This is a genomic window from Exiguobacterium sp. N5, assembly GCF_025842465.1.
Lineage (GTDB): Bacteria > Bacillota > Bacilli > Exiguobacteriales > Exiguobacteriaceae > Exiguobacterium > Exiguobacterium profundum.
In genome coordinates, this window is sequence record NZ_JAPAEP010000001.1 from 1376914 (window position 1) to 1403750 (window position 26837).

A 26837-nucleotide genomic window follows, 5' to 3' on the forward strand; every position below is an offset into this window, starting at 1 on the left:
CACATTCAGTCCTTTATCTACAAGATACGGTGGAAGGGACGAACCCTTCCCCGTCAGCGACGTTTCTTCGCACCTCGTTTGGCGTCGCCTTTTCGTTTGTGCTTGTCTTTCTTCTTCAGGTCGAGTGCCGAACGGCCTTGGGATGACTTCTCCCCGTCTCGTTTCGGTTTCTCACCTGGTTTGCCCGGCTTACCAGGTCTTCCTGGTTTGCCGCGCTTCTTCTTGTCGTCCCGACCGCGACCGCCACGACGGTCTTTCTCGTCCTTCTTCGGACGACCGCCTTTCGCTTTGATCGTCGTCGGTTGGCGACGGCTTGACTGTTCCCGTTTCGGCATGCCGACGACCGTGAAGTCGATCGTCCGCTCGTCTAAGTTGACAGCGTCGACTTTGACACGGACGGCGTCCCCAATCCGGAACTGACGTTTCGTGCGCTCCCCGAGCAGCATGAGCTGTGATTCATCGAAGTGGTAGTAGTCATCCATCGACTGAAGACGAACGAGACCTTCAATCGTATTCGGAAGTTCGACGAACATCCCAAAGTTCGTGACGCCGGCGACGACACCATCGAACTCTTCACCGAGATGGGCTTCCATGTATTCGGCTTTCTTGAGCGCCTGTGTCTCGCGCTCTGCGTCGACCGAGCGACGTTCCCGTTTCGATGCCTGTTCGGCGATCGCCCCGAGACGGTCCTCGTACTTCGCGATCGTCTTCTCCGACAAGTCGTTGTTGAAGACGTACGTGCGCATGAGACGGTGGACGATCAAGTCCGGATAACGACGAATCGGTGACGTGAAGTGCGTATAGAAGTCTGTCGCGAGTCCGAAGTGACCGAGCGAGACGTCGTCATATTTCGCCTGTTGCATCGAACGAAGCATGATCGTACTGATGACCGGCTCTTCCGGTTCTCCGTCGATTGCCTTCAAAATCTTTTGAAGCGTCTTCGGTTCGACTGTCTGCCCTTTGATGCGTTCGATGTGAACGCCAAAGTTTGCGACAAAGTCGAAGAAGAAGTCGAGCTTGTCCGGTTTCGGATTGTCGTGGACACGATAGATGAACGGCACGTCCATCTTGTGGAAGTGTTCCGCAACCGTCTCGTTGGCTGCGAGCATGAACTCCTCGATCAACTTCTCGGCGACCGAACGTGGACGAAGCACGATATCTGCCGGCTTCCCTTCCTCGTTGACGACGACCTTCGCCTCGGCGAAATCGAAGTTGATGGCACCGCGCGAGTTACGACGTTTCCGAAGCACTTCCGCGAGCTCGGCCATGAGGTCGAACTCACCGATGAACGGTTCGTACTTTTTCAACGTCTCTTCGTCATCACGTTCGATGATCTCACGGACGTTCGTATACGTCATCCGCTCCGTCGTCTTGATGACACTCGGGAACAGATCATGGCGAACGACCTTCCCGTTTTGTGGGGAGATCTCCATGACGCAGCTGAGCGTCAAGCGGTTGACGTGCGGGTTGAGGGAACAGATCCCGTTCGAGAGTCGGTGCGGCAGCATCGGAATGACACGGTCGACGAGATACACACTCGTCCCACGTTCGAACGCCTCGACGTCTAGTGGTGAGCCCTCTTTCACGTAATGTGAGACGTCGGCGATATGGACACCGAGCTCGTAGTTGCCGTTATCGAGTTTTTTGACGTGGACGGCATCGTCCAAGTCTTTCGCATCTTCGCCGTCAATCGTGAAGATCGTCTCGTCACGAAGGTCGACGCGTCCGATGAAGTCTTTCTCATCCGCTTCGTCCGGTACCGCGTTCGCCTGAGCGATCACGTCCTCCGGGAACTCCGTCGGGATACCGTGCTTATAGACGATCGACAAGATGTCGACGCCAGGGTCGTTCTTATGCCCGATGATGCGGACGACGTCACAGGCACCGGCGAAGCGTCCGTCCGGATACTTCGTGATGCGCACGACGACTTTATGTCCGTCGACGGCACCGAGTGACTTGTCCGGGTTGACGACCGGCCAGAAATTGATGCGTTTGTCATCCGGCTCGATGAAGGCGAACTGGTCGAGTCGACCGCTCGGGAGCGTATACGTCCCGACGAATTCGGAGAGTCCGCGCTTCAGTACTTTCAATAAAATCCCTTCCGTCTTGCCACGGTTGTCCTCGCGTTTTTTGACGAGGATTGTATCGCCATGGTAGACGTCCTTCAGTTGGTCGGGCGGCAAGAACACATCTTCCGCTTCCCCTTCGACCGACAAGAAGCCGAAGCCGCGCTGATGAATCGAGATGATCCCCGCGACTTGTCCGAGCGTGGCGAGCGTCCCGTAACGGTTCGTCCGCGTCCGGCCGATGGCGCCCTCTTCCTCGAGGGCATTCAATGTGCGAATGAGCTCTTTAAAGTCATCCGTCGACGCGAGCTGTAATCGCTCGGTCAGTTGATCGACAGAGAGCGGTTTCTCGCTCGCCTGTAGAATCTCTAATAATTGGTCACGTAAATTCAACGTGACACCTCCTTCTTAGACTGACCAGTCTAACGTTTCGAGAAAATCGAGCACGTCCTGGTGCAGTTTCTCTTTTTCTTTGTCAAGTGTGATCACGTGTCCCGAGTTCTCATAGATGAGCAACTCTTTTTGGAACGTGTTGACCGCCTCGTAAATTTGATTCGCCGATTCCGGGTCGATCATGTTGTCTTTGGCGCCTTGGACGACGAGTGTCGGGACGAAGATGTCCTCGAGCTTCGACGCCGTGTCGCGGACGAAGGCACGGAGGTCTTTCAATGTTGGCATCGGTTTGAACTCTGCCATCTCCTGCTCGATCTGTTCCGGCGACTTTTCTTCTCTACCCTTATATTCTCGGGCATATGCCTGGACTCCTTTATACAAGCGGTCCTCGGCATCGATTCCCGTCGGTGCGCACATCGGGATGACCGCCTTGACGTCTTTCTCCTCGGCGAGACGGAGCGACATCACGCCACCTAACGAGAGTCCGCAGACGACAATCTCCTCATGACCTTTGTCGACGAGCGTCTGGTAAGCGTCCAAGACGTCATCCCACCAGTCTTTCGGTCCATATTGGAGTAATTCTTCCGGTGGGACGGCATGACCACGATAGATCGGTCCCATACATGTGTATCCTTCTTTTTGAAGGAAGCGACCGAGCATGCGGACATCCGCGCTCGATCCAGTGAAGCCATGTAACATCAACACGGCACGTTTTCCGCCCTCGAAGAAGAACGGTTTTGGTGCTGTCACTTTCATTTTATCTGTCATCTCCTCGTATCTACATTATTCCCAAAAAATAAATCGAAAAAACAAAAGCTGACCGCCTCACGTGAAAATCGAGAACGATCAGCCTTATCATCATAATGATGCGACTAGTAATCCTAAAATGAAAAACAAAGTGCCTAGTACAGCTGCAGTTCGGTTCAAAACAGCATCGAAGCCGCGTGCTTTCTGGCGTCCGAACAACTGCTCCGCGCCACCTGCAATCGCTCCAAGACCTTGCGACCGACCTGACATGAGCAGTACGACGACAATCAATAAGACAGCCACGACAAGTAGGCTGATTGTAGCGATCGTTTGCATAGTAGTCAGTTCCTCCTTCTATTTACACGCCTTTTATTATATAGAAGTTATCAATAAAACACCAGCATTCAAATTATCGGGACGGGTAGCTGAATCCTTCCCCAATGACCTCCTTCACCTGGTGGATGACGACGAAGGCGCGGTCGTCCGTCACTTGGACGATTTTTTTGAGTGGCGCAATCTGACGTTTGTCGACGATCATATACAACATGTTCTTATCCTGCTTCGTGTAGTAGCCATGTCCATGGATGATCGTCGCCGAGCGTCCGAGCGTCTCCGTCAAGACGACAGCGAGCTCTTCTTGCTTGTCGCTGATGATCGTGACGGCCTTGCGGATGTTGAGACCTTCCGCGACGAGGTCGATGACCCATGAACCGATGATGATTGCGATGAGCGTATAGAGGACGACTTGTTCCCCTAAGAAGAAGCCAGATGTCGCGACGACGATCGCATCGATGATGAACATCGAGACGGCGACACTCAAGTGGAGATAGCGCTCCATGAGACGGGCGATGATGACGCCCCCGCCGGTCGTCCCGCCGACACGGAGCACCATGCCGATCCCGACCCCAATCATGATTCCGGCATAGACGGCCGCAAGCAGTTTGTCCTCGGCAGGGCTGCCCCAGTCATGTGTCAGACTGAGGAAGAAGGATGTCGCGATGACGGCGATGACCGAATAGACCATTGTCCGACGGTCGAGCAGCTTATAGCCGACGATAAAGAGAATCCCGTTCCCGATAATCGACGTGAGCCCGAGGTCCCAGCCGAATACGTAGTACAGGATGATCGTGACCCCGAGCAGGCCACCTTCCGAGAAGTCGTTCGGTACGGTGAAGTAGTTGACCCCGAACGAGAGAATGAAGGAGCCTGCGATAATCCAGGCGATGTCCTTCACCGAGATGGTTTGTAGCTTGCGCCATACTTGTTGGCGCAATAGATGTTGTTGTTGACGTTTCATAAATGTCCTCCCTCCATAGAAAAAAGACCGCGGCAAAAGCCGCAGTCTTAAGATTGTACTGGCTTTGGCGCACCGTCTTTCATAATCGGCAACTTGCGCTCCGCGGCGTTCGCGTAGACGTTCAAGAGTGCCTCTTTTTCCAAATCCCAGTTATATTTCTCACGCGCGGTCTTCGTGTTCTCTTTGACACGCGCATAGAGTGCTTGGTCTTCAATCATCCGGTTGACGCCGTCCGCGATCGATTGTGGATCATGCGAATCAACGAGCACCCCGACATCGTTCCCCGCAACGACCCGTTCGATTTCAGGGAAGTCACATGAGACGACCGGTACTTCGGCCATCAAATACTCGAACAATTTATTCGATGAGGCCGAGTAGTGGTTGAAGCAGACGTTGTTCAATACTTGGAAGCCTAAATAGGCGTTCATCGTATAGTAAGGTAACGCTTCGACCGGTACTTTGTCAATCATCTTGACGCGGTCGCCGACCCCTTCCGTCTCGATCAACTGTTGGATCGTCGGTTTGAGTTTCCCGTCCCCGATCATGACGAGCGTGCCTTCTTTGAAGTCTTTCGCCGCGAGCACGAGCTGTTCGAGACCACGTCCCGCTTGAATGCCCCCTTGATACAAGAGGATCTTCTCGTCTTTCGGTAAGTCGAGAAGCGCATGCAAGTCCTTACGGAGCGAGAAGTCGAGCGGACGGTAGAACGGATAGTTGTGGAGCACGTACGGATAGAATCCGTACAACTCTTCGTTGTGTGCCGCACGCGTATGGTTCTCGACCATCATCGTATCGACGAACGGCAAGAGCCAGCCCTCGAGGTTACTTTGAATATAGCCGTAACCCGTACGGTCCGTTTGTACCTCGTGCGAGTCGTAGACGATCCGACCTTTGTTGAACACTTTTCCAGCGAGGAGTGCCTGCGGGAGCGTGTTCAAATCGTTCGCATGGTAAAAGTCATACGATTTTTTCGTCGAAGCGAACACCATCTCGAGCATCGCACTCGCGTTGACGATTTGCTTACGCACTTGCGGCAACAAGACCGTCCCGATGGCCGCTCCGAGCGCGAGCATCGTGAACGGCGCGAGTAGGAACAACCCGGCACCGACGAGTCCGGCACCGATTTGGCGGGTCCGTTTCTCGCTCACCCATTGATACGTCTTCTTCGCGAACTTGAGCGCGTTGACGAGAATCGAAGGTTGACGCTTCACGCGGATGACGCGGAAGCCTTCCGGACGCATCTCTTCTTTTGGAAGCTCTTTATTTTTCGGATCTTGAAGCGCGATCAAATCGACTTCATAGCCTGCCTCGGCGAGTGCCGAGCACTCACGAAGGACGCGCGCATCATTCGTAAAATGGTTCCATACAAACATACATACTGACTTCATCGTGTTTCCTCCATCACTAACTGTTGTACGACTTGATCTAACACGTCGATATTCTCTTCCCAACATAAATTCTCTTTGACGTAACGAATCCCGTTCGCCCCGAGTGCCTCCCGTAAATCCGGTCGGTCGAGGAGCTTCCGTAGGATCCGCTCGATCTCATCGATGTCACGTTTCCGTGACACGTAGCCGACTTCCGCCGCTTCAATGACATTCGCCGCATGGCCTGACACTGCTGCGACAATCGGTTTGCCGACTGCCATATAGTCGATGAGTTTCCCAGGGATGACCGTATCGAACACTTCTTGCTCGATCAGGCTGACGAATGCGACGTCTGCATTTTTAATTGCCTGAAACGCCTCTGTCCGTGGCATCGCCTCGAGGAACAAGAAGTTTTGGAAGCCACGGTCTTTGATCGTCTGTTTCAACTCTTCTTTCCGATAGCCGTAGCCGATCAATTTGAAGTGGACCCGTGGCTCGTCCCGGAATCGCTCGGCGAGTTCGAGTAACAACGACACATCTTGGGCAAGACCCATGTTCCCGGCGTATAAGATCTCCATCCGGTCGTCCGGTGGGATCGTCCGCTCGAGCGTTCGCTCCGCTTCCCGGATCGAGTTCGGCATGTAGTGAATCTTCTCGTTCGGCACACCGCGCTGACGAAGATAGCTGCGGAACCCTTCCGAGTTGATGATGACTTCATCGGCGACACGATACAGTCGTTTCTCCATCCAAAAAGCCGGCGTGAGCACCCAATCGTACTTGAAGACGCCGACACCTTTCACCGATTCTGGCCAAAGGTCACGGACGTCCAAGATGAACGGGACACGATACTTTCGTTTCGCATAAGCACCGACAAACGCCATAAAAAAAGAAGGGGTCGTCGCAAAGACGACGTCTGGCTTCAATTCGAGCTTACGGACTTCCCGGATCCCTTTGACCATCTGTTCGAGGAATAGGAAAAGACGACTGACCATGTTAGACGTATGTTTCCGTTTCTTCGTGATGAGTCGCTTGATGAACGGTTGGTCGTTTAACTCCCGGTCGTTCCAGAAGCGGTCGTCCTGATACATATCAAAGCTCGGATACGAAGGGGCGGCCGTGATGACCTCGACTTCATACCCGCGCTGCTTCATCAAATGCGTAATGTTTTGCATCCGGTTGCCGGCACTGCCGATCTCCGGATAATAGTTTTGACACACCATAAGCATTGTTTTCAAAAATAACACACCTTACTGTTGATCAAGTTCGTCCAAAAGCCGTTTCAATAGGGCATGGACGTCATCTTTTAAATCAGGATCGCTGAGCGCGTGGCAAATCGTCGTCTCGACGAACCCAATCGGCTCTCCGACGTCGTAACGTCGACCGTCAAATTCGTAGGCGAAGACCGTCTGCGCCTCATTCAAGCGTGCGATCGCATCCGTCAATTGAATCTCGCCCCCGGCTCCCGCCTCTTGTCCCGCCAACGCCTCAAAGACGTCCGGTTTCAAGATATAGCGACCGAGGATGGCGAAGTTCGACGGGGCCTCATCGATGGGCGGTTTCTCCACGAACGTCCGCACCGGGATGAGCTTCCCTTCGACGGCAAGCGGGTCAATTATACCATATCGGTTCGTCATTTCATACGGGACACGCTGCACCCCGATGATCGAACGATCGTGGGCCTCATATTGGTCGATCAACTGCTTCGTCGCCGGCACATCGGATTCGATGATATCGTCCCCGAGCAAGACGGCGAATGGCTCGTCTCCGATAAACTTCCGAGCGCACCAAATCGCATGACCGAGACCTTTTGGCTCCTGTTGGCGTATGTAGTGAATGTTCGCCAAATTCGAGGAATGTCGGACCGATTCGAGCAAGCGCGTCTTCCCTTTCGATTCGAGGTTCTGTTCCAGTTCGAGCGCACGGTCGAAATGGTCTTCAATCGCCCGTTTGTTCTTCCCCGTGACGATGATGATGTCCTCGATGCCTGAAGCGACGGCTTCCTCGACGATGAACTGGATCGTCGGCTTGTTGACAATCGGCAACATTTCTTTTGGCATGGCTTTCGTGGCAGGAAGGAAGCGGGTGCCGAGACCGGCGGCTGGGATGATGGCTTTACGTACTCGTGTCATAAGCATGGGCTCCTTTACTCGTTATGTAGAGAGTATACCCAAATTTTGTGCAAACTGACACAAAAGAGAGGTCATGACAATGTTGTCATGACCAATCATCATTCCGGTGCGATTTGAGATAGTACCAAATGCCGAATCCAATGAGCAATACCAAGAAAAGAAATCCGAGCATCATCACGAAAATCGCCTCCCCATTCATGCTTCACTTTCTATATTCCCGCTTCAGATTGTTTCAGAACCACTTCTGTCCATGCGTTCGAATAAACCGAAGTTCCTCTTGGTAATGATCGTAATGCCCTTCGTCAATCATCTTTTGGAAGGCGACGTCTCCTTCCGTAGCTTTTCGTTTCATCAAGAGACAGAGCGCTTCAATCCGTTGTTGTAACATATCGAACAAGTCGACCTCCGCTTGCTCCCAACCATAGGCTTCGAGAAACAACGATACCCGCTTGTTATAGATCGCATCGTCTCGATCGGCATCATAATAGATGACTTCCCCTGTTTCAGCTTGATGGCGACGACTGAGCGGAACGAACGTATAAAGGGCATAGACGATATCCCAAGCTCTCGGACCTGGCGCAGCCAAATCAAAGTCGATGATTCCTGCCACTTTTCCTTCATGGAAAATTGTATTGTAGACAGCGAAGTCGTTATGACAGATGACCTCTAGCGGTTGAGGCGTGTTGTCAATCGGTGACCAATCTGACGACCACTCAAAATCTGTCGATGCATCATGTATACGTCTCATTAGTCGTGCAACATCCTGAATCGCCTCATCGGACCACATGTAGGACTTCAAGGGATAGTCTGCGGTTTCTCCTTCCAAGTAAGTTAACACTTCTCTTCCTCGATCATCGATTCCAATAAAACGCGGCACTCCGGAAAGTTGCTTTGCCTCCAAGTGACGTAACCATCGATGAATACGCTCGCTGCCTTCCTTTTGAGTGCGATAGACGTAATTCTCCTTTTTATAGACAGTTGACACGTTCCCACCGCTCAACCTTTTTTCTTGTTCATTCGATTGATCCATCCAATCTCCCCCTACCCTTTATCAGTCACGTTCAGTATACAGCAACACAGGGTGTCGACGACGAAAAGGTCCGACAAATAGCGACCGTAGCCGTCCAAGCGGCACCGTGACTCTTGCAGGAAAGCAATCTCGCGGAGACCCCGCAAGCGCGTAAGCGCGAGGAGGCTTCGCGGATTGCCTGCAGAAAGCATCGGTGCCGCCAGGACGGGTTGAAAAACACCCATAAAAAAACAGGCCCGCCGATTGGCGAGCCTGAAACAATCAATCAATTATTTTTTAAGGTTGTAGAACGACTTGATACCGTCGTATTTCGCTACATCGCCGAGCATGTCTTCGATGCGGAGAAGTTGGTTGTATTTCGCGATACGGTCTGTACGTGAAAGTGAACCAGTTTTGATTTGTCCAGCGTTTGTCGCAACAGCGATGTCTGCGATTGTCGCGTCTTCTGTTTCACCAGAACGGTGAGAGACGACTGCTGTGTAACCAGCTTTTTTAGCCATTTCGATCGCGTCGAATGTTTCTGTGAGCGTACCGATTTGGTTAACTTTGATGAGGATCGAGTTTGCGATTCCTTTTTCGATACCTTCAGCAAGTTTAGATGTGTTCGTTACGAAGAGGTCATCCCCAACGAGTTGAACTTTGTGTCCGATTTTGTCTGTGAGAAGCTTGTGGCCATCCCAGTCGTTTTCGTCACAACCATCTTCAATTGAGAGGATTGGGTACTTGTCAACGAGCTCAGCGTAGAAGTCTACAAGCTCAGCAGTTGTGAGTGACTTGCCTTCGCCAGCGAGTTCGTATTTACCAGTTGATTTGTCGTAGAACTCAGAAGATGCAACGTCCATTGCGAGGTAGACGTCTTCACCTGGTTTGTAACCAGCTTTTTCGATCGCTTCAAGGATAACTGTGATCGCTTCTTCGTTAGACTTCAAGTTTGGTGCGAAACCACCTTCGTCACCGACAGCTGTGTTAAGACCCATACCAGAAAGAACTGATTTGAGGGCGTGGAATACTTCAGCACCCATGCGGAGCGCTTCACGGAATGTTGGCGCGCCGACAGGCATGATCATGAACTCTTGGAAGTCCACGTTGTTGTCCGCGTGCGAACCACCGTTGATGATGTTCATCATTGGTGTTGGAAGTGTCTTCGCGTTGAATCCGCCGAGGTATGTGTAAAGTGGGAGACCGAGCTCATCTGCTGCTGCGTGAGCTGCTGCCATCGATACACCGAGGATTGCGTTTGCACCAAGTTTTGCTTTGTTTGGCGTACCGTCGAGTTCGATCATTTTCGCATCGATTGCGTTTTGGTCGAATACATCGTAGCCGATAAGTTCTGGTGCGATCGTGTCGTTCACGTTCGCAACTGCTTTCAAGACACCTTTACCGAGGTAACGTGACTTGTCGCCATCGCGAAGCTCAACTGCTTCGTGCTCACCTGTTGATGCGCCTGATGGGACGAGGGCACGGCCGAAACCGCCGTCTTCTGTGAAGACTTCTACTTCTACTGATGGGTTACCGCGTGAATCTAAAATCTCGCGTGCGTAAATTTCTGTAATCATTGACATGAAAAATCGCTCCTTTTCGTTTGAAAAATAGTTGTATTATTTTGTAACGATTGACGAACCAGTCATTTCAGCTGGTTGCTCTCCACCGAGAAGGTGAAGAAGCGTTGGGGCGAGGTCGCAAAGCGCGCCTTCGAGAACTGGTTTCAGTTCGACTCCCTCTTTTGTGACGATACATGGAACAGGTTCCGTCGTGTGCGCCGTCATCGGCGAGCCATCCGGGTTCGTGACGATGTCCGCGTTCCCGTGGTCCGCTGTGATGATGGCCGCTCCACCTTTAGCAAGTAATGCGTCCACTACTTTACCGAGGCATTCGTCGACCGCTTCGATCGCTTTCTTCGTCGGCTCAAGCTTCCCTGAGTGACCAACCATATCCGGGTTTGCGAAGTTGATGATGTATGCATCATACTCATCTGACTCGATACGCTCGAGCAAACCGTCCGTGAGCTCATATGCGCTCATTTCTGGTTGCAAGTCGTACGTCGCGACTTTCGGTGAAGGGACAAGGAGACGATCCTCACCTTCAAATGGTTGTTCTTTTTGTCCGTTCAAGAAGAACGTGACGTGTGGGTATTTCTCTGTTTCTGCGGCACGGAGTTGTTTGTATCCTTGCGCAGAGAGTGTTTCCCCGAGTGTGTTTTTCAAATCTTCCGGTGGGAACACGATATCCGTGTCGACCTCATCCGAGAACTTTGTCATCGAGACGAGCAAGATGTTCTCTGGATGTTTGCTTGAGAGTTCGAAGCCTTTGAAGCCTGTTTTCTCTTTGAACACTTTTGCGAGTTGGATCGCCCGGTCCGGTCGGAAGTTGAAGAACATGATGGCATCGTTGTCCTGGATTGTCGCGACCGGCTTGCCATCTTTTTCGATGACAGTTGGTAACACAAACTCATCCGTCAAATCGTTCTCGTAAGACTTCTGGAGAACTTCGACTGGATCCGTGCCAACTTCGCCTTTACCGTTTACGAGGACGTCGTATACTTTCTCGACGCGCTCCCAACGGTTGTCGCGGTCCATGGCATAGTAGCGACCAGACACGCTAGCGACTTGACCGACACCGAGTTCAGCAAGCTTTTCTTCTGTTTCCTTGAGGAAACCAGCTCCTGATTTCGGATCACAGTCACGACCGTCCGTGAACGCGTGAATGTACACTTTTTCGATGCCGTGGAGTTTTGCGAACTCAACGATGGCAAACATGTGATTGATGTGCGAGTGAATCCCGCCATCTGATACGAGACCCATGATATGGAGGCTCGAATCATGTTTCTTCACATGACCTGCCAAATGGTTCATCGCCTGACGGTCGAATAACGAACGGTCTTTGATTGCGTTGTTCACGCGTGAGAGTGACTGATAGACGACTCGGCCGGCACCGATGTTCAAGTGACCGACTTCTGAGTTCCCCATCTGTCCTTCCGGAAGACCGACGTACTCGCCTTTTGCGTTTAAGAGCGTATGTGGATACTGCTCCCAGTAGCGATCGAAGTTCGGTTTGTTCGCAGCCATGACTGCGTTTCCGAACGATTCGTCACGCATCCCGAAACCATCTAAAATGATGAGTGCGACTGGTCTAGCCATTTAAATCGCCTCCAACAATTTGAGGAACGAAGCGGCTTCAAGTGAAGCACCGCCGACGAGTGCGCCGTCGATATCTTCCTGTGCCATATACTCTTTGATGTTCTCTGGTTTTACAGATCCACCGTACTGGATGCGTACTGCAGCCGCTACGTCTTCACCGTAAAGACCTTTCACCACGTCGCGAACATATTTACAAGAGCTTTGTGCGTCTGCTTCGTCCGCTGATTTCCCTGTACCGATTGCCCAAACTGGCTCATACGCAATGACGAGTTGTTTGACTTGGTCAGCAGAAAGGTCAGCGAGACCGCCTTCGACTTGTGTTTTGATGACTTCTTCGAACTTGTCGCCTTCGCGCTCCTCGAGTGTTTCACCGACACAAACGATTGGCGTAAGACCGTGTTCGAACGCTTTTTTCGTTTTGCTGTTGATGAACGCATCCGACTCACCGAAGTACTCGCGACGTTCTGAGTGACCGAGGATGACGTAAGTCACGCCGAGGTCAGCGACCATCACTGGGCTGATTTCGCCAGTGTAGGCACCGCTATCTTTGTCGTACATGTTTTGTGCACCGAGCTTCAAGTTTGACCCTTTAGCTGCTTCTACCATCGGTGCGAGGAAAAGTGCCGGAGCACCAATCGCTGCATCTACTTTGTCAGTAGATGGGATGTTGTTTTTTACTTCCTCAACGAAAGCAACAGCTTCCGAGAGTGTTTTGTTCATTTTCCAGTTACCTGCAATAATCGGTTTACGCATCGATAACCCTCCTCTAAATTACTTGTCGTTCAACGCCTCGACACCTGGAAGTTTTTTGCCTTCCATGAATTCGAGTGACGCGCCGCCACCAGTTGAGATGTGACTCATCTTGTCAGCAAGACCAAACTTGGCTGCCGCAGCGGCTGAGTCGCCACCACCGATGATTGAGTATGCATCGCTGTCCGCAAGTGCTTGAGCGACACCTTTCGTTCCGTTTGCGTATTTATCGAGTTCGAATACGCCCATCGGTCCGTTCCATACGACAAGTTTCGATTCGCGAATCGCGTCCGCGTAAAGTTCGACTGTCTTCGGTCCGATATCGAGACCCATGTGATCCGCTGGGATCGAGTCGATATCGACTGGGCCGACATACGTTTCTTCGCCAAATTCTTTCGTGATGACGCAGTCGACAGGCATCAAGAATTTCACGCCTTTGTCTTCTGCTTTCTTCATGAATTGACGAGCGAGGTCAAGCTTATCCTCTTCAAGGAGTGACGTTCCGACTTCGTGCCCGAGTGCTTTCGAGAACGTGTACGAGAGTCCGCCACCGATGATGAGTGTGTCAACGATGTCAAGAAGGTGGTCGATGACCCCAATCTTATCCGCTACTTTCGACCCGCCGATAATCGCCGTGAACGGACGGTCTGGGTTTGAAAGAGCTTTACCGAGAACTTCAAGTTCTTTTTCCATCAAGAGACCAGCAACGGCTGTGTCCACGTGGTGCGCAATCCCTTCAGTTGAAGCGTGTGCACGGTGAGCCGCGCCGAACGCGTCGTTGACGTATACGTCAGCAAGTGCTGCGAATCCTTTTGCAAGTTCAGGGTCGTTTTTCGTTTCACCTGGGTAGAAACGAACGTTCTCTAAAACGACGACATCGCCTTCAGAGAGGTTAGCGACCGCTTCTTCTGCGACCGGACCGTATGCTTCTTCGACGAGCGGTACATCTTTTCCGAGGAGTTCAGCGAGACGCTTCGCTACTGGAGCAAGTGAGAACTCAGGGTTCTTCTCGCCTTTTGGACGGCCGAGGTGGCTCGCAAGGACGAGTTTCGCACCACCGTCAAGCAAGTGCTTGATCGTTGGAAGTGCGGCTTGGATCCGAGTTTCGTCTTGGATGACGCCATCTTTGAGTGGAACGTTGAAGTCAACGCGGCAAAAGACGCGTTTCCCTTTTACATCGATGTCACGAATAGACTGTTTGTTCATAACTTTCGCCTCCATATGTCGTGCGTGTCATTTCATAAATAGAGCGGAGAACAATCTCTTGTTTCCGCTCCTATTTGATTCTATTTAGTTCACGAAATTACTTCGCGATGTTAGCGAAGTGCTTAACTGTGCGAACCAATTGTGCAGTGTAAGACATTTCGTTGTCGTACCAAGAAACTGTTTTAACGAGTTGCTTGTCGCCAACTGTCATGACTTTCGTTTGAGTCGCGTCGAAGAGTGAACCGTATGTGATTCCAACGATGTCAGAAGAAACGATTTCGTCTTCAGTGTAACCGAATGACTCGTTCGCTGCTGCTTTCATTGCTGCGTTTACTTCGTCAACAGATACTTGCTTGTCAAGTACAGTTACGAGCTCAGTGAGTGAACCTGTAGCAACTGGTACACGTTGTGCAGCACCGTCAAGTTTTCCTTGAAGTTCAGGGATTACGAGACCGATTGCTTTCGCAGCACCTGTTGTGTTAGGAACGATGTTCGCTGCAGCTGCACGCGCACGACGGAAGTCACCTTTCGGGTGTGGAGCGTCAAGCGTGTTTTGGTCGCCAGTGTAAGCGTGGATTGTCGTCATGAGACCTTCAACGATTCCGAACTGGTCTTGAAGTACTTTAGCCATTGGCGCCAAGCAGTTTGTTGTACAAGAAGCACCTGAGATAACTGTTTCAGTACCATCGAGGATGTCGTGGTTTGTGTTGTAAACAACAGTTTTCATGTCACCTGTAGCAGGAGCCGAGATAACAACTTTCTTCGCGCCAGCTTTCAAGTGAAGCTCAGCTTTTTCTTTTGAAGTGAAGAATCCAGTACATTCGAGAACGATGTCTACACCGAGGTCTCCCCATGGAAGTTCTTCAGGGTTACGGTTAGCAAGCGTGATAACTTTCTCTCCGTTTACGAGGAAGTGATCGTCGTGTACTTCAACTTCTCCGTCGAAACGACCTTGAGTCGTGTCATACTTGAGAAGGTGCGCAAGCATCTTCGTGTCTGTCAAGTCGTTGATTGCAACAACTTCGATTCCTTCGTTTTTGATGATCTCGCGGAATGCCAAACGACCGATACGTCCAAATCCGTTAATACCAACTTTTACTGCCATGTTAATTTCCTCCTTAGGGTAGAAGCTATTTATTGAAGAGCCAACGGGGGGTCAACTCTTTAATAACAAGTTAATAATTCTTTCGCCGCACCTTCGTCTGTGACGAGGATGATGTTCGACGTGTGTTTCGCATAAGCGGCGATTGCCTGTGCCTTCGATTTTCCTCCGGCAACCGCGATGACGGCATCCATGTCATCCAGCTCTTCGAGTTGGATTCCAACCGTCTTGACGCGATGGACGATCTCACCTTCAGCATTGAAATAATATCCGAATGCCTCGGCGACGGCGTCATGCCGTTCAATCATCCGCAAATGCTCCGGTGATGCGTGACGGCGCTTTGCCATCGTTTCTGCCTCACCAATTCCATGTACCACAATTCGCGCCGCTCTAATCATTTCCAACACATTTTTGATGCTAGGTTCCTCCACCATCCGGTCGAACGTTTCTTGTGATACTTCATCCGGAATATGTAGAAGATGATAGTCTGCGTGGGCCCGGTCCGCCATGCGTGAACAGACGGTGTTCGCCTGAAGTTCAAGCGTTTCGCCGAGACCTCCGCGTGCGGGCACGAAATGCATCGGGCGTTCTTTTTTATCGGGCGACATCATCGCCGCGACCGATGCCATCGTCGTTCCTCCCGTTACCGCAATCACATTATCATCCGGTGCGAGCCGCGCTTTTAGTTGCGTGACCGCCGCCCGTCCGATATCGCGTTGGACCCAGAATGTCTCATCCGAGTCACCCGGTACGATGACGACTTGGCGAACCCCTAATTTCTCTTCGAGCTCTCTTGCCACTTCTGAGATCCCAAGAAGTTCACCCATGATCTCGTGCAAGTCTCGTAAGACGTTTCGTCCCGTCTCACTGAGGGAAATTCCTTGAGTAGCGACGTAAAGAAGACCTTGATCTTTCAAAAAGTCGACTTCTCGTCTGAGTACCCGTTCGGTCAGTCCCAAGCTCGTTGCGAGTGTCCTGCGGCCAATCGGCTGCATCAAGCGGACATAATGTAAGATATCGTAACGATGTCGGAGCGTATCGAGCAGGTCAGGGACAATTTGCTTCTGAACGTGAATCAGTTGCTGGATCATGCTCATACCCCCTCGACTTTCAGTGTGGACAACTTTTGTCCCACTTTTTTATTTGCGTCCCACCGCTACGAGTTCATCTTATCAATCACTTTTCCGTCTGGCAACCCCTTCAAACGTTTTTTTTCGATGTAAGCGTATACTTAACAAAATCTTCAACTTTGTTGTCATCATATCGCCCTTGACTGATGACTACACCTTCATGTATGAGAACGGGGATTTCAAAGAGGTACTTTGCCTCGAGCACCTCATCCCCGGTGATGTCGATCTGTTCGAGTTCAATCGGGTAATCTTCCTGTAACCATTCGAGCATGACGACCGCCTCGTCACATAGTGAGCAATTGTCACGTTTATATAAAGTAAGTTTCATTTTCGTCATCCCTTCCATACCTGTCGCTCGCGCTCGCGCGAATTACCGAATCCAAGCTCTTCCCGATAGTTCGTCACCGTCCGCCGGGTCACTTGATAACCGTATCGAATCAATTCATTCGCAAGCGCCTGATCACTTTGTGGTGCCTTCTCTCGTTGAATCAGTTCTGCGAGTGCCCGTTTAATCATAAATGGCGAATGCCCGCGACTTGTAGACCGAACAAAAAAGTGTCGCCATTCCATGATGCCACTCTCGGTCTTGGCGAACTTCCCTTGGATGGCTCGTCCGACCGTCGATTCATGTTTTCCGATGAGCTGCGCGACCGTACGTCGGGTCAACGGATTAAGGACAAGTTCCCCTTTGAGCCACTCGGTCTGACGTGCTTCAATGATTGACCAAATCTCACGCAGCGTTTCGTTCCGCATCGAAAGGGACGTCATCCACCATTTCGCCTCACGGTCATTCCCGACACGCGTCTCGTCGAGTTCCGGACTAAGCCACGTCGTGACGAGTGTCCCCTCTTCATAGCGTACCTCGACTTCCGGAAACACGTGACCCGTTTCTTCATATAATAGAGGACGTTTCGGAAGTGTCGCGACGATTCGTTCGAGTCTTGCCAATTCCTCCTCTGAAATAGCAAGAGCAGTCGTCATCTGTTGAGGACTCACCCCACTCTCAATCGCTTCGAATACATCGACGATGCGAGGGTCCTCATGTTCGATCGCATGTCGATATTGACACTCCCGTTCTGTTCTCGCCCCGATCCCCGTCGGTTCAAGAAATAAAAGCGCCTGCCTCGCCTGTTCGATTCGAGTGACGTCGACACCGAGTCGTGTCGCCAACACCTCGTTCGCATCCGGCAATAATCCCCGATGGTCGAGCAAGAGGACGAGTTGTCGTCGCAACACTTTCTCATCCTCACTGCCGCTACCCTCATGAATCTGTGTAAACAGCTTCTCCTCAAACGAGCTCGCCGCATCTGCAATCCAATCGATGCTCCCGCTCCCGATTTGAATGTTCGTGTTATGTCGTGCAAGACGCGCAAGCCGGAATGCGAGCGCAAGACGGTCCGCCTCAAGGACCGGTAACCGCTGCACGAGGTCTTGCGTCATCTGTTGCTGCTGGATTTGTTTTTGCTCCTGCCGTTGCATCGTTCTCCCCCCTCTTTTCTATTGTATCGAACCCGCTTCCGTCGCGCTCAAAAAAGCTATGTGAACAGGATTGCTTTTTCAATAAAACAAATGTATAATAAATTCGTGTCACAGATATGCACCCGTAGCTCAGGGGATAGAGCACTGGTTTCCGGTGCCAGGTGTCGGGAGTTCGAATCTCTCCGGGTGTATCAGATGTAGAGGTCAGGCAGATTGCCTGGCCTCTTTTTCGTTTTACGATAAGAAAATCGTGGAATAGGTGAAAAACGATGACTATCGTTTGACCATCATTGACTATACAGGTATGATGAAATTACAACCTACATAAAGGAGGCAGATTCAATGTTAATTCCAACAGTTATCGAACAGACAGGCCGTGGGGAGCGCGCGTATGACATCTACTCACGCTTGCTTAAAGACCGCATCATCCTTCTCGGAAGTGCGATTGACGACAACGTCGCGAACTCAATCGTCGCACAGCTCCTCTTCCTTGCGGCTGAGGACCCAGAAAAGGACATCTCACTCTACATCAACAGCCCAGGTGGTTCGATCACAGCGGGTATGGCGATCTATGACACGATGAACTTCATCAAGCCGAACGTGTCGACGATTTGTATCGGAATGGCTGCATCGATGGGTGCCTTCTTGCTCCAAGCCGGTGAAAAAGGGAAACGCTTCGCATTACCGAACGCAGAAATCATGATTCACCAACCGCTCGGCGGCACACAAGGCCAAGCGTCAGACATCAAGATTCACGCAGAACGCATCATCAAGATGCGCGAGAAGTTGAACCAAATCATGGCAGAAAACACTGGACAGCCACTTGAAGTCATCGAGCGCGATACAGAGCGTGACTACTTCATGGCAGCTGACCAAGCGAAAGACTACGGTCTCATCGACAAAGTCATGACACGTTAATTTTCCGAAAGACACACAATCCTAATTGGATGTGTGTCTTTTTTATTGACTTCTGAAACCTGCAAGTTAAAAAGATATTGACCCTATTTTCTGAATAAGAGACCTATAATAAATAGGAATATATAGATAATGTAGACCAAATCGGGAGGTTTATTTTGAAAAAATTATTACATTTCAGTTCAATTATTCCGTTTGATGATTCGGATAATCATGCTTCATTACCGGAATATTGGATGCATTCACCTGAAGCCATATGTGCTCTTACTAAAGATGATGAAATTTGGTTCGTCAACCCTTCGTTCGAAAAGTTGCTTTCAGAATCCATCGAAGAATTTGTTGAAATACTGTCAAACGAATTGGACCCTTTTGCGGAATCCATGACTTCGTTACACGATGGGATTCAAGTTCGTCTTCAACCGTCGAATCGTCTATTTCAATTGATGCCCGTCCCTATTTCTGTTCACCCTGAGATTACCTTGGTGTTCTCGGTGATAGAGCAAACATATGAAAATGAGCTCGCACAAGAACGCATGCGCTTTGATGCTTATCGTCAAGTCTTCGGCGACATTCACGGTCTCGCCCTCTTTGAGTTCAATTTAGAGACTCACTATTTCGAGACATTTGGATCATTGAAAGATATGTTCGGACTTAGCACTATTTCATCGGATACACATACACCGCTACTCTTCAAACAGTTACTCCATCCAGATGATTTAAATGTGTATTTAAAGATTCTTGGTGAGTTGATGATCGACCCTGAGATTGAGATGCGGGAGTCTGTTGTTCGAATCTTTCATTTAGAAGAATCGCAATACCACCATTATGTCGTACGTAGCCATTTATCTATGGATCGAAAACTACTTACATGCGCGGTGATGGATCAATCGGTCTACCAAACTGACAATGAGAAGATTGAGAAATTCAATCAGTTTATCGAAGCCGGGATGATGGAGTTTGATTTTCAGAGCGATACGTTCCAACACGTTTCTCCTGGCCTATTCCGTATGATTGGATTTGAGATTGAGCCTTCTGATATCACGCTCGAAGTTTGGAAGCAGTTTCTTCATCCAGAAGATTTGGAACGACTCACCTCATCACGTCATGAGACGTTACAAGGAGAATCCGCTACTTACATATATCGTGTTTATGTAAAGGATGAATTGAAGTGGGTGGAAGAAAAGCGTGAACCTATCTGGGATCAGAATAAAAATGTAACCGGTTACCGCTCCTATTTGAAAAATATTACGCGACTGCAAGAACAGGAGCAAGAAATCACCACATTACGGACAGTGGACCCGATTACGGGAATTGCCAATCGAGATACGTTAAAGACACATATCGAAGAACTATTAGAAGAGGCGCAATCCGTCACGATGATTGGAATTTCCTTCAATCACTATGCGGAGGTCAAACAAACACTAGGCTTTGAATTAGCGGATGAATGGAATGCCGTAACGATTGGCACGCTCCAACCTTACGTTCCTGATGATGCCTTATTAGCTGTCATTCATGAAGATTTATATTGCATCGTGATTCCTAGTTATTGGACCGATGAGAGAGTCCGGCGTTTCGGTGAAAAGTTGACCACCTTGTCCGAACGCGCTTACAGCATCAGTGAGTATGAAATCTTCCCACACGTTTCCGTCGGTGTCTGTCGCTCCCCACATGACGGGATGACAGCGAACGAACTGATTGCCCATACCGTTCAGGTGACAAATCACGCTTACACACAGGGACATTCCAATCTGGCGTTCTATTCATCGAGCGTTGACTTGCCATCCTTGCGTCGCTATACGTTGATCAATGATTTACGCACCGCCATCAAAAATAGGGAGCTGTTTGTTGTCTATCAACCGAAAGTCCATGCGTGGACCGGTGAAATTGTTGGCGCTGAGGCACTGATGCGCTGGACACATCCAACTTGGGGACCCATCTCACCTGCTGAATTTATTCCGTTGATTGAGCACAACCAACAGATTGTGGAATTGACGGACTTTTTAATCGAGGAAGTCTGTCGATTTATGAATCAGCTTCCGACATGCATCCCGATTTCAATAAACATCCCGGCTTCCTATTTCTATCTAGATAACTACATGCAACAAATTCAACAATCCTATACGAGACACAACATCCTACCTCATTATTTAGAAATTGAAATTCCAGAATCAACGCTATTGGAGAACCGAGATCGAATGAAGTCCGTGTTTGAGACATTGAATGCATTCGGTATCACCGTGTCATTTGACGACTTCGGTACCGGTTATTCTTCACTCGCGTACGTACAGGATTATAATGTCCAAATCATGAAGGTCGACCGAATTTTCGCACACGGCATTCATCAAAATGTGAAGTCACAAGCCATCGTCCGTAGCTTGATGTATATCGCAAAAGAATTTGGTATGGATATCGTCGTAGAAGGTGTCGAATGTTTCCGTGATTTGAACTGGCTGCGGGACCATGGCGTCCAAACGATTCAAGGTTATCTCTTCAGTCCACCGGTCGAGAGCGAGCAGATGATTCGTCTCCTTGATCAAACGTATTTACCTCCGACAGAAGTGAGTTCACTCGAAGGTCACACGATGTTGATTCCCGTTCAAATGATTTTTTCTCGCATCCAATCGTTCACGTCCGATTTGGGTCGAGCACCTGCTCTAGTGTCAATGGAAGATCGTAAGTCGTTCAAATTATATACGACCTTGTTTTTACCGCCGAACGATTTTTTACAGTTCTCCATTCTGATGAAATCGCAGGACCAATCGATTCCTGTCAACATCATCGGAACTCCCGACTTCGAGGACGGGATTTACACATATGAATTAGAGCCAATTGAACAGAGTTTACTAGAGGGCGCTACTGAGCACGCCTTCCATCTCACTCCGGAGCAAGCTAAAAATACGTTACATCTCCATCATTTCCTCTAAAAAAAGAACGCATCGATGGATGCGTTCTTTTTTCTATTCGATGGGCATCCAAATCTCAATGATGTCGTCCGCTCCACCTTGACCGTGAATATAGCGCTCGAAGTCGACCGCGTCTCGTAGCGTCACATCTGGAACGTTTACTAGCTGCTCATACGTAGACGGAATCATCGGGATGCCTCCCTGCACCGTCGCGACGATATAGTTCCCTTTCGTCAGTTCGACACTTCGCGCACTTTCTCCCGACACCGGCTTCGTCATCCCCGCGATATAACCGTTCTCCTGCGGGAGACAGACCCCGTACGACTCGTCCGTCGTCAGTTCCGGTTGCAGCTTGGCCCACATATGCGGAATCTCCTCTAACGTACCACCATATCCATAGACGGAAATGGCTTCATTCAACATCTCATATCGAATCTTCATATCGTCCCCTCCTGATTGCATCAATCGAATCTGCCTCTCGATTCGATGAAGTCGTTCGATTTCTGCCTGGACTTCATCCAATCGTGTTTCTAGTAATGTATCAACCGGTAGACCCGATTGAATTTGTTCTAGACGGAGTCCAATTTGACGTAATCGTTTGATTTCACTTAACCGTCGAATCTCTTCCATCCCGTACATTCGATACTGATTCTCGGTCCGCGTCGGGCGGACCAATCCGCGCGCTTCATAAAATTCGATCGCCTTGACCGACAATCCGGTCACATGGGCGACTCTTCCGATTGGAATCACGGTTTCCCCACCTCCTACTTTCACTGTACAGTCGCCCCTTAGAGGCAGGTCAATCATTAGTTTTCAGGGACCCGGACACCGAAGACGTATCGGCTATCTCCTTGCGACCACTCTCCGCCGACTTCATAGAGATAGATGCCCGGCTCATCCGGAACGACGAGTTCGGAAGAGACGAGTTCTCCATCCTCGATTCGATTGAAACTCGATGTCATCGGTTCTGCATGATAGACGACATCGATCCGGTCTCCCGGTTTGACAGTGATCAGTTGAAGATCGTCCGCTTCCGGTAGTCCGTAATCGGCGCATGTCGCTTGATTGCCGGTCTCCCAACAGTACGTCGATTGTTCCACTTCTGCCGATACCGAACCAACCCGAATCGTTGGAAGCGGCGGCTTGACACTGTCCTCTCCATCCCCAAATAAGGTCATGGCGAAATAAACGATTCCCGCCCCGACAAGTACAAACAGTAAGATCATCCACACACGTCGATTTCGTTTCACGGTCTCATCTCCTTTCTTCACTAGTTCCCTATCACGAGATAAAATCCCTACTCTAACAAAAAAAGACCCACTTTCGTGAGTCTTGTGCGTCATTTCGGGCGACGCAGTCCTTTCATCATATAACCGCCTTTGAAGTCGATTGGGTCAAATGCGACGAGGAACGCTTTCGGTTCATGCTTCTCGACGAGTTCACGCAGTTCTTTCATCCGGGTACGGGCCGCCAATACGTCAAGACGGTAACGGACCCCGTCACGTCCTTGCCCTTGATAATGCGTAACTCCATATCCGTTGTCACGCATCTGTTGGATGAGTTCCGCTGGATATTCTTTCGTATGGACTTGAATCATGTTGTAACCGATGGCGAGTTTTCGTTCGACGAAACCGCCAAGTAAGATTCCGAGCCCGAAGCCGACCGCATACACGATCATACCGACCGTCGTCAGATCCTGGAACACGATGCCGAGCGCAAAAATATAGATTAGCGTTTCTAACGTTCCGAATAGACCGGCGATGACGGTCTTCCCTTTCACGAGCATGATCGTCCGGAGCGTTAACACCGGAACGTAGATTAGTTGTAGCAGTAGGATGAGTAAGATTTGACCCATTTGATCGACCTCCGTTCCAATTCATTATCACCACTATTCCAAATTTCTGAAAGAGATGCAACTAAAAAAGGCTGACCGGAGTCAACCTTTCACTTAGTTATCTAAATTCTTTACGCTCGTGAGCAACTCGTAGTCTTTACGAATGACTTCGTAGATTGCGTTCTTGTCCCCGTTCAACAACTCTTCCGCACGAAGCTGGTTCAAGAAGAGGCTTGTAGCGAACGTGACGAGTGCACTTTTCGGAATTCCGATTTCTTTAGCACGCTCTGTGATGACCTGGTCGAGCTTAGCGTCAATCGTGAGCGATAATCTTTTCTTTTCATTCGACATAATGATGAAGCTCCTTTTACTCGCTTTTCATAAAACCTATACACAATTGCTTATTATATAGGAAGAATGGTTTTGGCGCAACCGCATCACGAGGATGCGATCTCATCGCCGCTGCGCACGCGCTCGGCAATCTGGTCAATTTTACGAAGTCTATGGTTGATTCCTGACTTCGAGATCGGACCGGACTCGAGCATCTCCCCGAGCTCTTGTAACGAGACGTCTTGATGCGTGACGCGCAGTTCGGCGATTTCCCGCAATTTTTTCGGTAAAACGTCGAGTCCGACCGTCCGCTCCAAGAACTTGATGTTCTCGACTTGGCGCAATGCCGCACCGACCGTCTTGTTCAAGTTGGCCGTCTCACAGTTGACGAGACGGTTGACCGAGTTTCGCATATCTTTGATGATTCGTGCGTCTTCGAACTCCAACATACCCCGGGTCGCCCCGATCAACTTGAGGAAGTCCGAAATCTTTTCACTTTCTTTCATATACAGGATATGCCCTTTTTTCCGTTCGAGCGTCTTCGCATTCAACTCAAACCGGTTCGCCAAATCACGTAGTGCCTGGTTATGGTTTTCGTACAAGCTATAGATTTCGAGGTGGTACGAGGACGTTTTCGGATGGTTGATTGACCCGCCTGCGAGGAAGGCGCCACGCAAGTAAGCGCGCGCTAAGTTCTCGTCCCCCGTCATATCCGAGTTCAGTGTCCGAATCATCTCGTAATTCTCTCCGAGGATCTCAAGATCCCGAAGCATCGTTTCCGCATGCTGAGACACTCGGACGATGTAGACGTTGTTCTTTTTCAAACGCATTTTCTTCCGTACGAACAAGTCTAACGGATGGTCGTAAAGGCGTTTCATCAACGAGTAAATCCGCCGGGCGATCGAGGCGTTCTCCGTCGAGACATCTAAGGTCATACCTCGTCCAAGGGCGAGCGAGATGACCCCGTTCATCCGAACGAGTGCCGACAGTTCCGCTTTCGCTTCCGCGTCGGTCACTTCGAGTTGTGTCAATTCTTTCTTCACATCTGAGGCAAAGCTCATCGAGTCCCCCTCCTTTCTATCTTTCCAACAATCTTTATTTCAGTTCCAATTCTTGAAATGAGCGCGGCTTCTTGATGCGGAGTACCCGCTGCATGACGAGTCCGGCGATGGCGTCGGAATCATGACGGATATACTCCCGATTATAGTCGACGATGTCCCCAGCGAGAACGTTCGTACCATAGTTCCGGAGCTTCTTCCGATCGAAGCGGACCTCTTCCGATCCATCCTCACGGTAACGCTCCAAATACTCTTCTTCAATCGGTTCGTTGTTGACGACAATCGTGTCAATCGATGCCTTCCCAAGGTACGACTCGATGACTTTCAAGTGTTTCATCGCGTCATAGCCTTTCGTCTCACCTGGTTGCGTCATCACGTTACAAATATAGACGACCGGGACTTTCGAGCGGATGATGGCTTCCCGTACAGCTGGGATGAGCAAGTTCGGGATGATACTCGTATAGAGACTCCCTGGACCGAGCACGATGACATCTGCCTCTTCAATCGCCTCGACGACGCCCGGGGCCGGTTCAATGCCTTCTTCGAGTAAAAACATCCGTTTGATCGGTTGCTCATGTAGCGGAATCTTGGATTCCCCTTGGACGATGGTGCCGTCCTCAAACTCGGCTGCGAGGGTCATGAGCGTCTCAGTCACCGGCAATACTTTTCCTTGTGCGTTCAAGAGCTGCGACATGACATCGATCGCTTTGACAAACGAGCCTTCGCAGATGTGGGTCGCCGCCGTGAGCATCAAGTTTCCAAGGGAATGCCCTTCTAAACCAAATCCCGTATCGAAGCGGTATTGTAAAATCTTATCCATTAACGGTTCGACTTCCGACAATGCCAAGATGACGTTACGGATATCGCCCGGAGGCAACATATGAAACTCGTCACGAAGACGTCCCGAGCTCCCCCCGTCGTCCCCGACCGTGACGATTGCCGTGATATCGAGTGGATAATGTTTCAACCCACGAACGAGAGTGGACAATCCTGTCCCTCCCCCGATAGCGACTACTTTCCGATCTCGTCTCATGTCACTTCTCCTTCGTCGCGTGAGCGAGGTCTCGGTGGACCGTCTTCACGTTATAACGTTCAGCAAAGTGCTCCGACACTTTCTCAGCGAAGGTAATCGACCGATGCTTCCCACCGGTGCAACCGAACGCCACGACGACTTGCGTCTTGCCTTCCCGTTTATATTGCGGGAGAAGGAACTCGAGCATGTCGATCAACTTTTTATAAAATGCTCGTGCCTCCGGATGAGACATGACGTATTCCTGTACTTCTGTCGTCTGACCCGTGAGTGGACGGAGCTCAGGGATATAGAATGGGTTCGTTATGAAGCGAACATCGAACAACAAGTCGATATCGAGCGGAACCCCATGTTTGAAACCGAATGACATGAAGTTGACTGTGAACGGGATCCGTTCTTCATTGAATTGTTGGAGGATGCGGTCCTTCAACATCTGAGGCTTCAATTCACTCGTATCATACAGCGTGTGAGCCCGATCACGGAACCCTTCTAACAGTTCGCGCTCCATCTTAATGCCGACAAGTGGCGCATCTTCCGGTGCGAGCGGATGGGACCGTCGCGTCTCTTTATAACGGCGAACGAGCACGTCGTCCCGCGTCTCTAAATACAACAGGTGCGGATGCACATTCTTTTTTTCCAAATCGTCGATGACGATGAATAAGCTATCGATAAAGTCTCGTGTCCGTGTATCGATGGCGACCGCGATTTTCGGTCGGACCGAGCTGATGACATCAATCAATTGTGGCAAGAGCACCGGTGGCAAGTTGTCGACACAAAAATAGCCGAGGTCCTCGAAACTATTCATGGCGACCGACTTTCCAGCCCCGCTCATTCCACTGATGATGATCAATTCTTCTAATCCTTTAAAGTCTTCCATCTCGCTGACGCCCCCTTAAAATTGACAACCGAGCCGTGTGTGTAGCTCTCTCCATCT

25 protein-coding genes and 1 tRNA gene are annotated in these 26837 nt (G+C 50.2%); 3 read left to right on the plus strand and 23 right to left on the minus strand.

The genetic code is table 11. The features are described 5' to 3' along the window. Window positions 1-53 precede the first annotated feature (53 nt). From rnr to OKS35_RS07270, 16 genes are all read right to left on the minus strand, one after another. Entirely contained in the window at window positions 54-2459 is a 2406-nt protein-coding gene (gene rnr / locus OKS35_RS07195; RefSeq protein WP_264092760.1) for a ribonuclease R, read from the minus strand. Between the two features lie 15 nt (window positions 2460-2474). Beyond that, window positions 2475-3215, minus strand: a complete 741-nt coding sequence (locus OKS35_RS07200) for an alpha/beta hydrolase (RefSeq protein WP_214781675.1) — start codon at window positions 3213-3215, stop codon at window positions 2475-2477. 102 nt (window positions 3216-3317) lie between these two features. Further along, the gene (gene secG / locus OKS35_RS07205; protein WP_012726902.1) at window positions 3318-3542 is read right to left on the minus strand and encodes a preprotein translocase subunit SecG; all 225 of its coding nucleotides are present in this window, start codon (window positions 3540-3542) and stop codon (window positions 3318-3320) included. Between the two features lie 73 nt (window positions 3543-3615). Continuing rightward, window positions 3616-4503 (minus strand): YitT family protein, encoded by an 888-nt coding sequence (locus OKS35_RS07210; RefSeq protein ID WP_012726903.1) that lies wholly within the window; start codon window positions 4501-4503, stop codon window positions 3616-3618. 47 nt (window positions 4504-4550) lie between these two features. Continuing rightward, window positions 4551-5891 (minus strand): glycosyltransferase, encoded by a 1341-nt coding sequence (locus OKS35_RS07215; RefSeq protein WP_047795089.1) that lies wholly within the window; start codon window positions 5889-5891, stop codon window positions 4551-4553. After that, on the minus strand, window positions 5888-7096 hold the full coding sequence (locus tag OKS35_RS07220; RefSeq protein ID WP_251031945.1) for a glycosyltransferase family 4 protein: 1209 nt from the start codon (window positions 7094-7096) through the stop codon (window positions 5888-5890). The genes OKS35_RS07215 and OKS35_RS07220 overlap by 4 nt, the downstream gene beginning before the upstream one ends. 21 nt (window positions 7097-7117) lie before the next feature. Then, window positions 7118-7999: a UTP--glucose-1-phosphate uridylyltransferase GalU gene (gene galU, locus OKS35_RS07225; protein WP_214781683.1), complete on the minus strand. Its 882-nt coding sequence runs from the start codon at window positions 7997-7999 to the stop codon at window positions 7118-7120. 232 nt (window positions 8000-8231) lie between these two features. After that, complete coding sequence (locus tag OKS35_RS07230) at window positions 8232-9029, minus strand: aminoglycoside phosphotransferase family protein (protein WP_264092761.1); 798 nt, start codon at window positions 9027-9029, stop codon at window positions 8232-8234. 269 nt (window positions 9030-9298) lie between these two features. Continuing rightward, window positions 9299-10591: a phosphopyruvate hydratase gene (gene eno / locus OKS35_RS07235; RefSeq protein ID WP_012726908.1), complete on the minus strand. Its 1293-nt coding sequence runs from the start codon at window positions 10589-10591 to the stop codon at window positions 9299-9301. A 36-nt stretch (window positions 10592-10627) separates the two neighbouring features. After that, the gene (gene gpmI / locus OKS35_RS07240; protein WP_214690655.1) at window positions 10628-12166 is read right to left on the minus strand and encodes a 2,3-bisphosphoglycerate-independent phosphoglycerate mutase; all 1539 of its coding nucleotides are present in this window, start codon (window positions 12164-12166) and stop codon (window positions 10628-10630) included. Continuing rightward, a complete protein-coding gene (gene tpiA, locus OKS35_RS07245; protein WP_078147302.1) occupies window positions 12167-12919 on the minus strand; it encodes a triose-phosphate isomerase in 753 nt (250 codons plus the stop codon). 18 nt (window positions 12920-12937) lie between these two features. Next, window positions 12938-14122 carry a phosphoglycerate kinase gene (locus tag OKS35_RS07250; RefSeq protein ID WP_074036297.1) on the minus strand — a complete coding sequence of 395 codons (1185 nt, stop codon included), beginning with the start codon at window positions 14120-14122 and terminating at the stop codon, window positions 12938-12940. 97 nt (window positions 14123-14219) lie between these two features. Continuing rightward, complete coding sequence (gene gap / locus OKS35_RS07255) at window positions 14220-15227, minus strand: type I glyceraldehyde-3-phosphate dehydrogenase (protein WP_012726912.1); 1008 nt, start codon at window positions 15225-15227, stop codon at window positions 14220-14222. A gap of 59 nt (window positions 15228-15286) precedes the next feature. Continuing rightward, window positions 15287-16315: a sugar-binding transcriptional regulator gene (locus OKS35_RS07260; RefSeq protein WP_084543053.1), complete on the minus strand. Its 1029-nt coding sequence runs from the start codon at window positions 16313-16315 to the stop codon at window positions 15287-15289. Between the two features lie 109 nt (window positions 16316-16424). Beyond that, window positions 16425-16682: a glutaredoxin family protein gene (locus OKS35_RS07265; RefSeq protein WP_230872831.1), complete on the minus strand. Its 258-nt coding sequence runs from the start codon at window positions 16680-16682 to the stop codon at window positions 16425-16427. Window positions 16683-16687: 5 nt separating this feature from the next. Next, window positions 16688-17833, minus strand: coding sequence for a Fis family transcriptional regulator (locus OKS35_RS07270; RefSeq protein WP_214690654.1), 1146 nt, complete (start codon window positions 17831-17833; stop codon window positions 16688-16690). 118 nt (window positions 17834-17951) lie between these two features. Between OKS35_RS07270 and OKS35_RS07275 the strand changes: the two genes are divergently transcribed. The 3 genes from OKS35_RS07275 (at window position 17952) to OKS35_RS07285 (ending at window position 21672) form a co-directional block, all read left to right on the plus strand. Beyond that, window positions 17952-18024: transfer RNA gene (locus OKS35_RS07275), tRNA-Arg, on the plus strand. Window positions 18025-18175: 151 nt separating this feature from the next. Continuing rightward, a complete protein-coding gene (gene clpP, locus OKS35_RS07280; RefSeq protein WP_012726916.1) occupies window positions 18176-18751 on the plus strand; it encodes an ATP-dependent Clp endopeptidase proteolytic subunit ClpP in 576 nt (191 codons plus the stop codon). A gap of 155 nt (window positions 18752-18906) precedes the next feature. Beyond that, window positions 18907-21672: a putative bifunctional diguanylate cyclase/phosphodiesterase gene (locus tag OKS35_RS07285; protein ID WP_264092762.1), complete on the plus strand. Its 2766-nt coding sequence runs from the start codon at window positions 18907-18909 to the stop codon at window positions 21670-21672. 33 nt (window positions 21673-21705) lie between these two features. On the opposite strand, the gene OKS35_RS07290 is transcribed toward OKS35_RS07285, so the two are convergent. From OKS35_RS07290 to rapZ, 7 genes are all read right to left on the minus strand, one after another. Further along, the gene (locus OKS35_RS07290) at window positions 21706-22401 is read right to left on the minus strand and encodes a MerR family transcriptional regulator (RefSeq protein ID WP_264092763.1); all 696 of its coding nucleotides are present in this window, start codon (window positions 22399-22401) and stop codon (window positions 21706-21708) included. 56 nt (window positions 22402-22457) lie between these two features. Beyond that, window positions 22458-22901, minus strand: a complete 444-nt coding sequence (locus OKS35_RS07295; RefSeq protein ID WP_236548933.1) for a hypothetical protein — start codon at window positions 22899-22901, stop codon at window positions 22458-22460. An 89-nt stretch (window positions 22902-22990) separates the two neighbouring features. Continuing rightward, a complete protein-coding gene (locus OKS35_RS07300; protein ID WP_012726919.1) occupies window positions 22991-23506 on the minus strand; it encodes a DUF2179 domain-containing protein in 516 nt (171 codons plus the stop codon). 93 nt (window positions 23507-23599) lie between these two features. Next, window positions 23600-23836 (minus strand): hypothetical protein, encoded by a 237-nt coding sequence (locus OKS35_RS07305; protein ID WP_012726920.1) that lies wholly within the window; start codon window positions 23834-23836, stop codon window positions 23600-23602. An 86-nt stretch (window positions 23837-23922) separates the two neighbouring features. Beyond that, window positions 23923-24876 (minus strand): DNA-binding protein WhiA, encoded by a 954-nt coding sequence (whiA, locus tag OKS35_RS07310; protein WP_012726921.1) that lies wholly within the window; start codon window positions 24874-24876, stop codon window positions 23923-23925. A 34-nt stretch (window positions 24877-24910) separates the two neighbouring features. Beyond that, window positions 24911-25906, minus strand: a complete 996-nt coding sequence (locus OKS35_RS07315; RefSeq protein WP_074036285.1) for a gluconeogenesis factor YvcK family protein — start codon at window positions 25904-25906, stop codon at window positions 24911-24913. 1 nt (window position 25907) lies between these two features. Continuing rightward, window positions 25908-26780, minus strand: a complete 873-nt coding sequence (rapZ, locus tag OKS35_RS07320; protein WP_031422867.1) for an RNase adapter RapZ — start codon at window positions 26778-26780, stop codon at window positions 25908-25910. Between the last annotated feature and the right edge of the window lie 57 nt (window positions 26781-26837).

Coding starts and splice junctions, on each gene's coding strand:
- OKS35_RS07200 (WP_214781675.1), bottom strand. CDS start 3,215: ATGAAAGTGACAGCACCAAAACCGTTCTTCTTCGAGGGCGGAAAACGT.
- secG (WP_012726902.1), bottom strand. CDS start 3,542: ATGCAAACGATCGCTACAATCAGCCTACTTGTCGTGGCTGTCTTATTG.
- OKS35_RS07210 (WP_012726903.1), bottom strand. CDS start 4,503: ATGAAACGTCAACAACAACATCTATTGCGCCAACAAGTATGGCGCAAG.
- OKS35_RS07215 (WP_047795089.1), bottom strand. CDS start 5,891: ATGAAGTCAGTATGTATGTTTGTATGGAACCATTTTACGAATGATGCG.
- OKS35_RS07220 (WP_251031945.1), bottom strand. CDS start 7,096: ATGCTTATGGTGTGTCAAAACTATTATCCGGAGATCGGCAGTGCCGGC.
- galU (WP_214781683.1), bottom strand. CDS start 7,999: ATGACACGAGTACGTAAAGCCATCATCCCAGCCGCCGGTCTCGGCACC.
- OKS35_RS07230 (WP_264092761.1), bottom strand. CDS start 9,029: ATGGATCAATCGAATGAACAAGAAAAAAGGTTGAGCGGTGGGAACGTG.
- eno (WP_012726908.1), bottom strand. CDS start 10,591: ATGTCAATGATTACAGAAATTTACGCACGCGAGATTTTAGATTCACGC.
- gpmI (WP_214690655.1), bottom strand. CDS start 12,166: ATGGCTAGACCAGTCGCACTCATCATTTTAGATGGTTTCGGGATGCGT.
- tpiA (WP_078147302.1), bottom strand. CDS start 12,919: ATGCGTAAACCGATTATTGCAGGTAACTGGAAAATGAACAAAACACTC.
- OKS35_RS07250 (WP_074036297.1), bottom strand. CDS start 14,122: ATGAACAAACAGTCTATTCGTGACATCGATGTAAAAGGGAAACGCGTC.
- gap (WP_012726912.1), bottom strand. CDS start 15,227: ATGGCAGTAAAAGTTGGTATTAACGGATTTGGACGTATCGGTCGTTTG.
- OKS35_RS07260 (WP_084543053.1), bottom strand. CDS start 16,315: ATGATCCAGCAACTGATTCACGTTCAGAAGCAAATTGTCCCTGACCTG.
- OKS35_RS07265 (WP_230872831.1), bottom strand. CDS start 16,682: ATGAAACTTACTTTATATAAACGTGACAATTGCTCACTATGTGACGAG.
- OKS35_RS07270 (WP_214690654.1), bottom strand. CDS start 17,833: ATGCAACGGCAGGAGCAAAAACAAATCCAGCAGCAACAGATGACGCAA.
- clpP (WP_012726916.1), top strand. CDS start 18,176: ATGTTAATTCCAACAGTTATCGAACAGACAGGCCGTGGGGAGCGCGCG.
- OKS35_RS07300 (WP_012726919.1), bottom strand. CDS start 23,506: ATGGGTCAAATCTTACTCATCCTACTGCTACAACTAATCTACGTTCCG.
- OKS35_RS07305 (WP_012726920.1), bottom strand. CDS start 23,836: ATGTCGAATGAAAAGAAAAGATTATCGCTCACGATTGACGCTAAGCTC.
- whiA (WP_012726921.1), bottom strand. CDS start 24,876: ATGAGCTTTGCCTCAGATGTGAAGAAAGAATTGACACAACTCGAAGTG.
- OKS35_RS07315 (WP_074036285.1), bottom strand. CDS start 25,906: ATGAGACGAGATCGGAAAGTAGTCGCTATCGGGGGAGGGACAGGATTG.
- rapZ (WP_031422867.1), bottom strand. CDS start 26,780: ATGGAAGACTTTAAAGGATTAGAAGAATTGATCATCATCAGTGGAATG.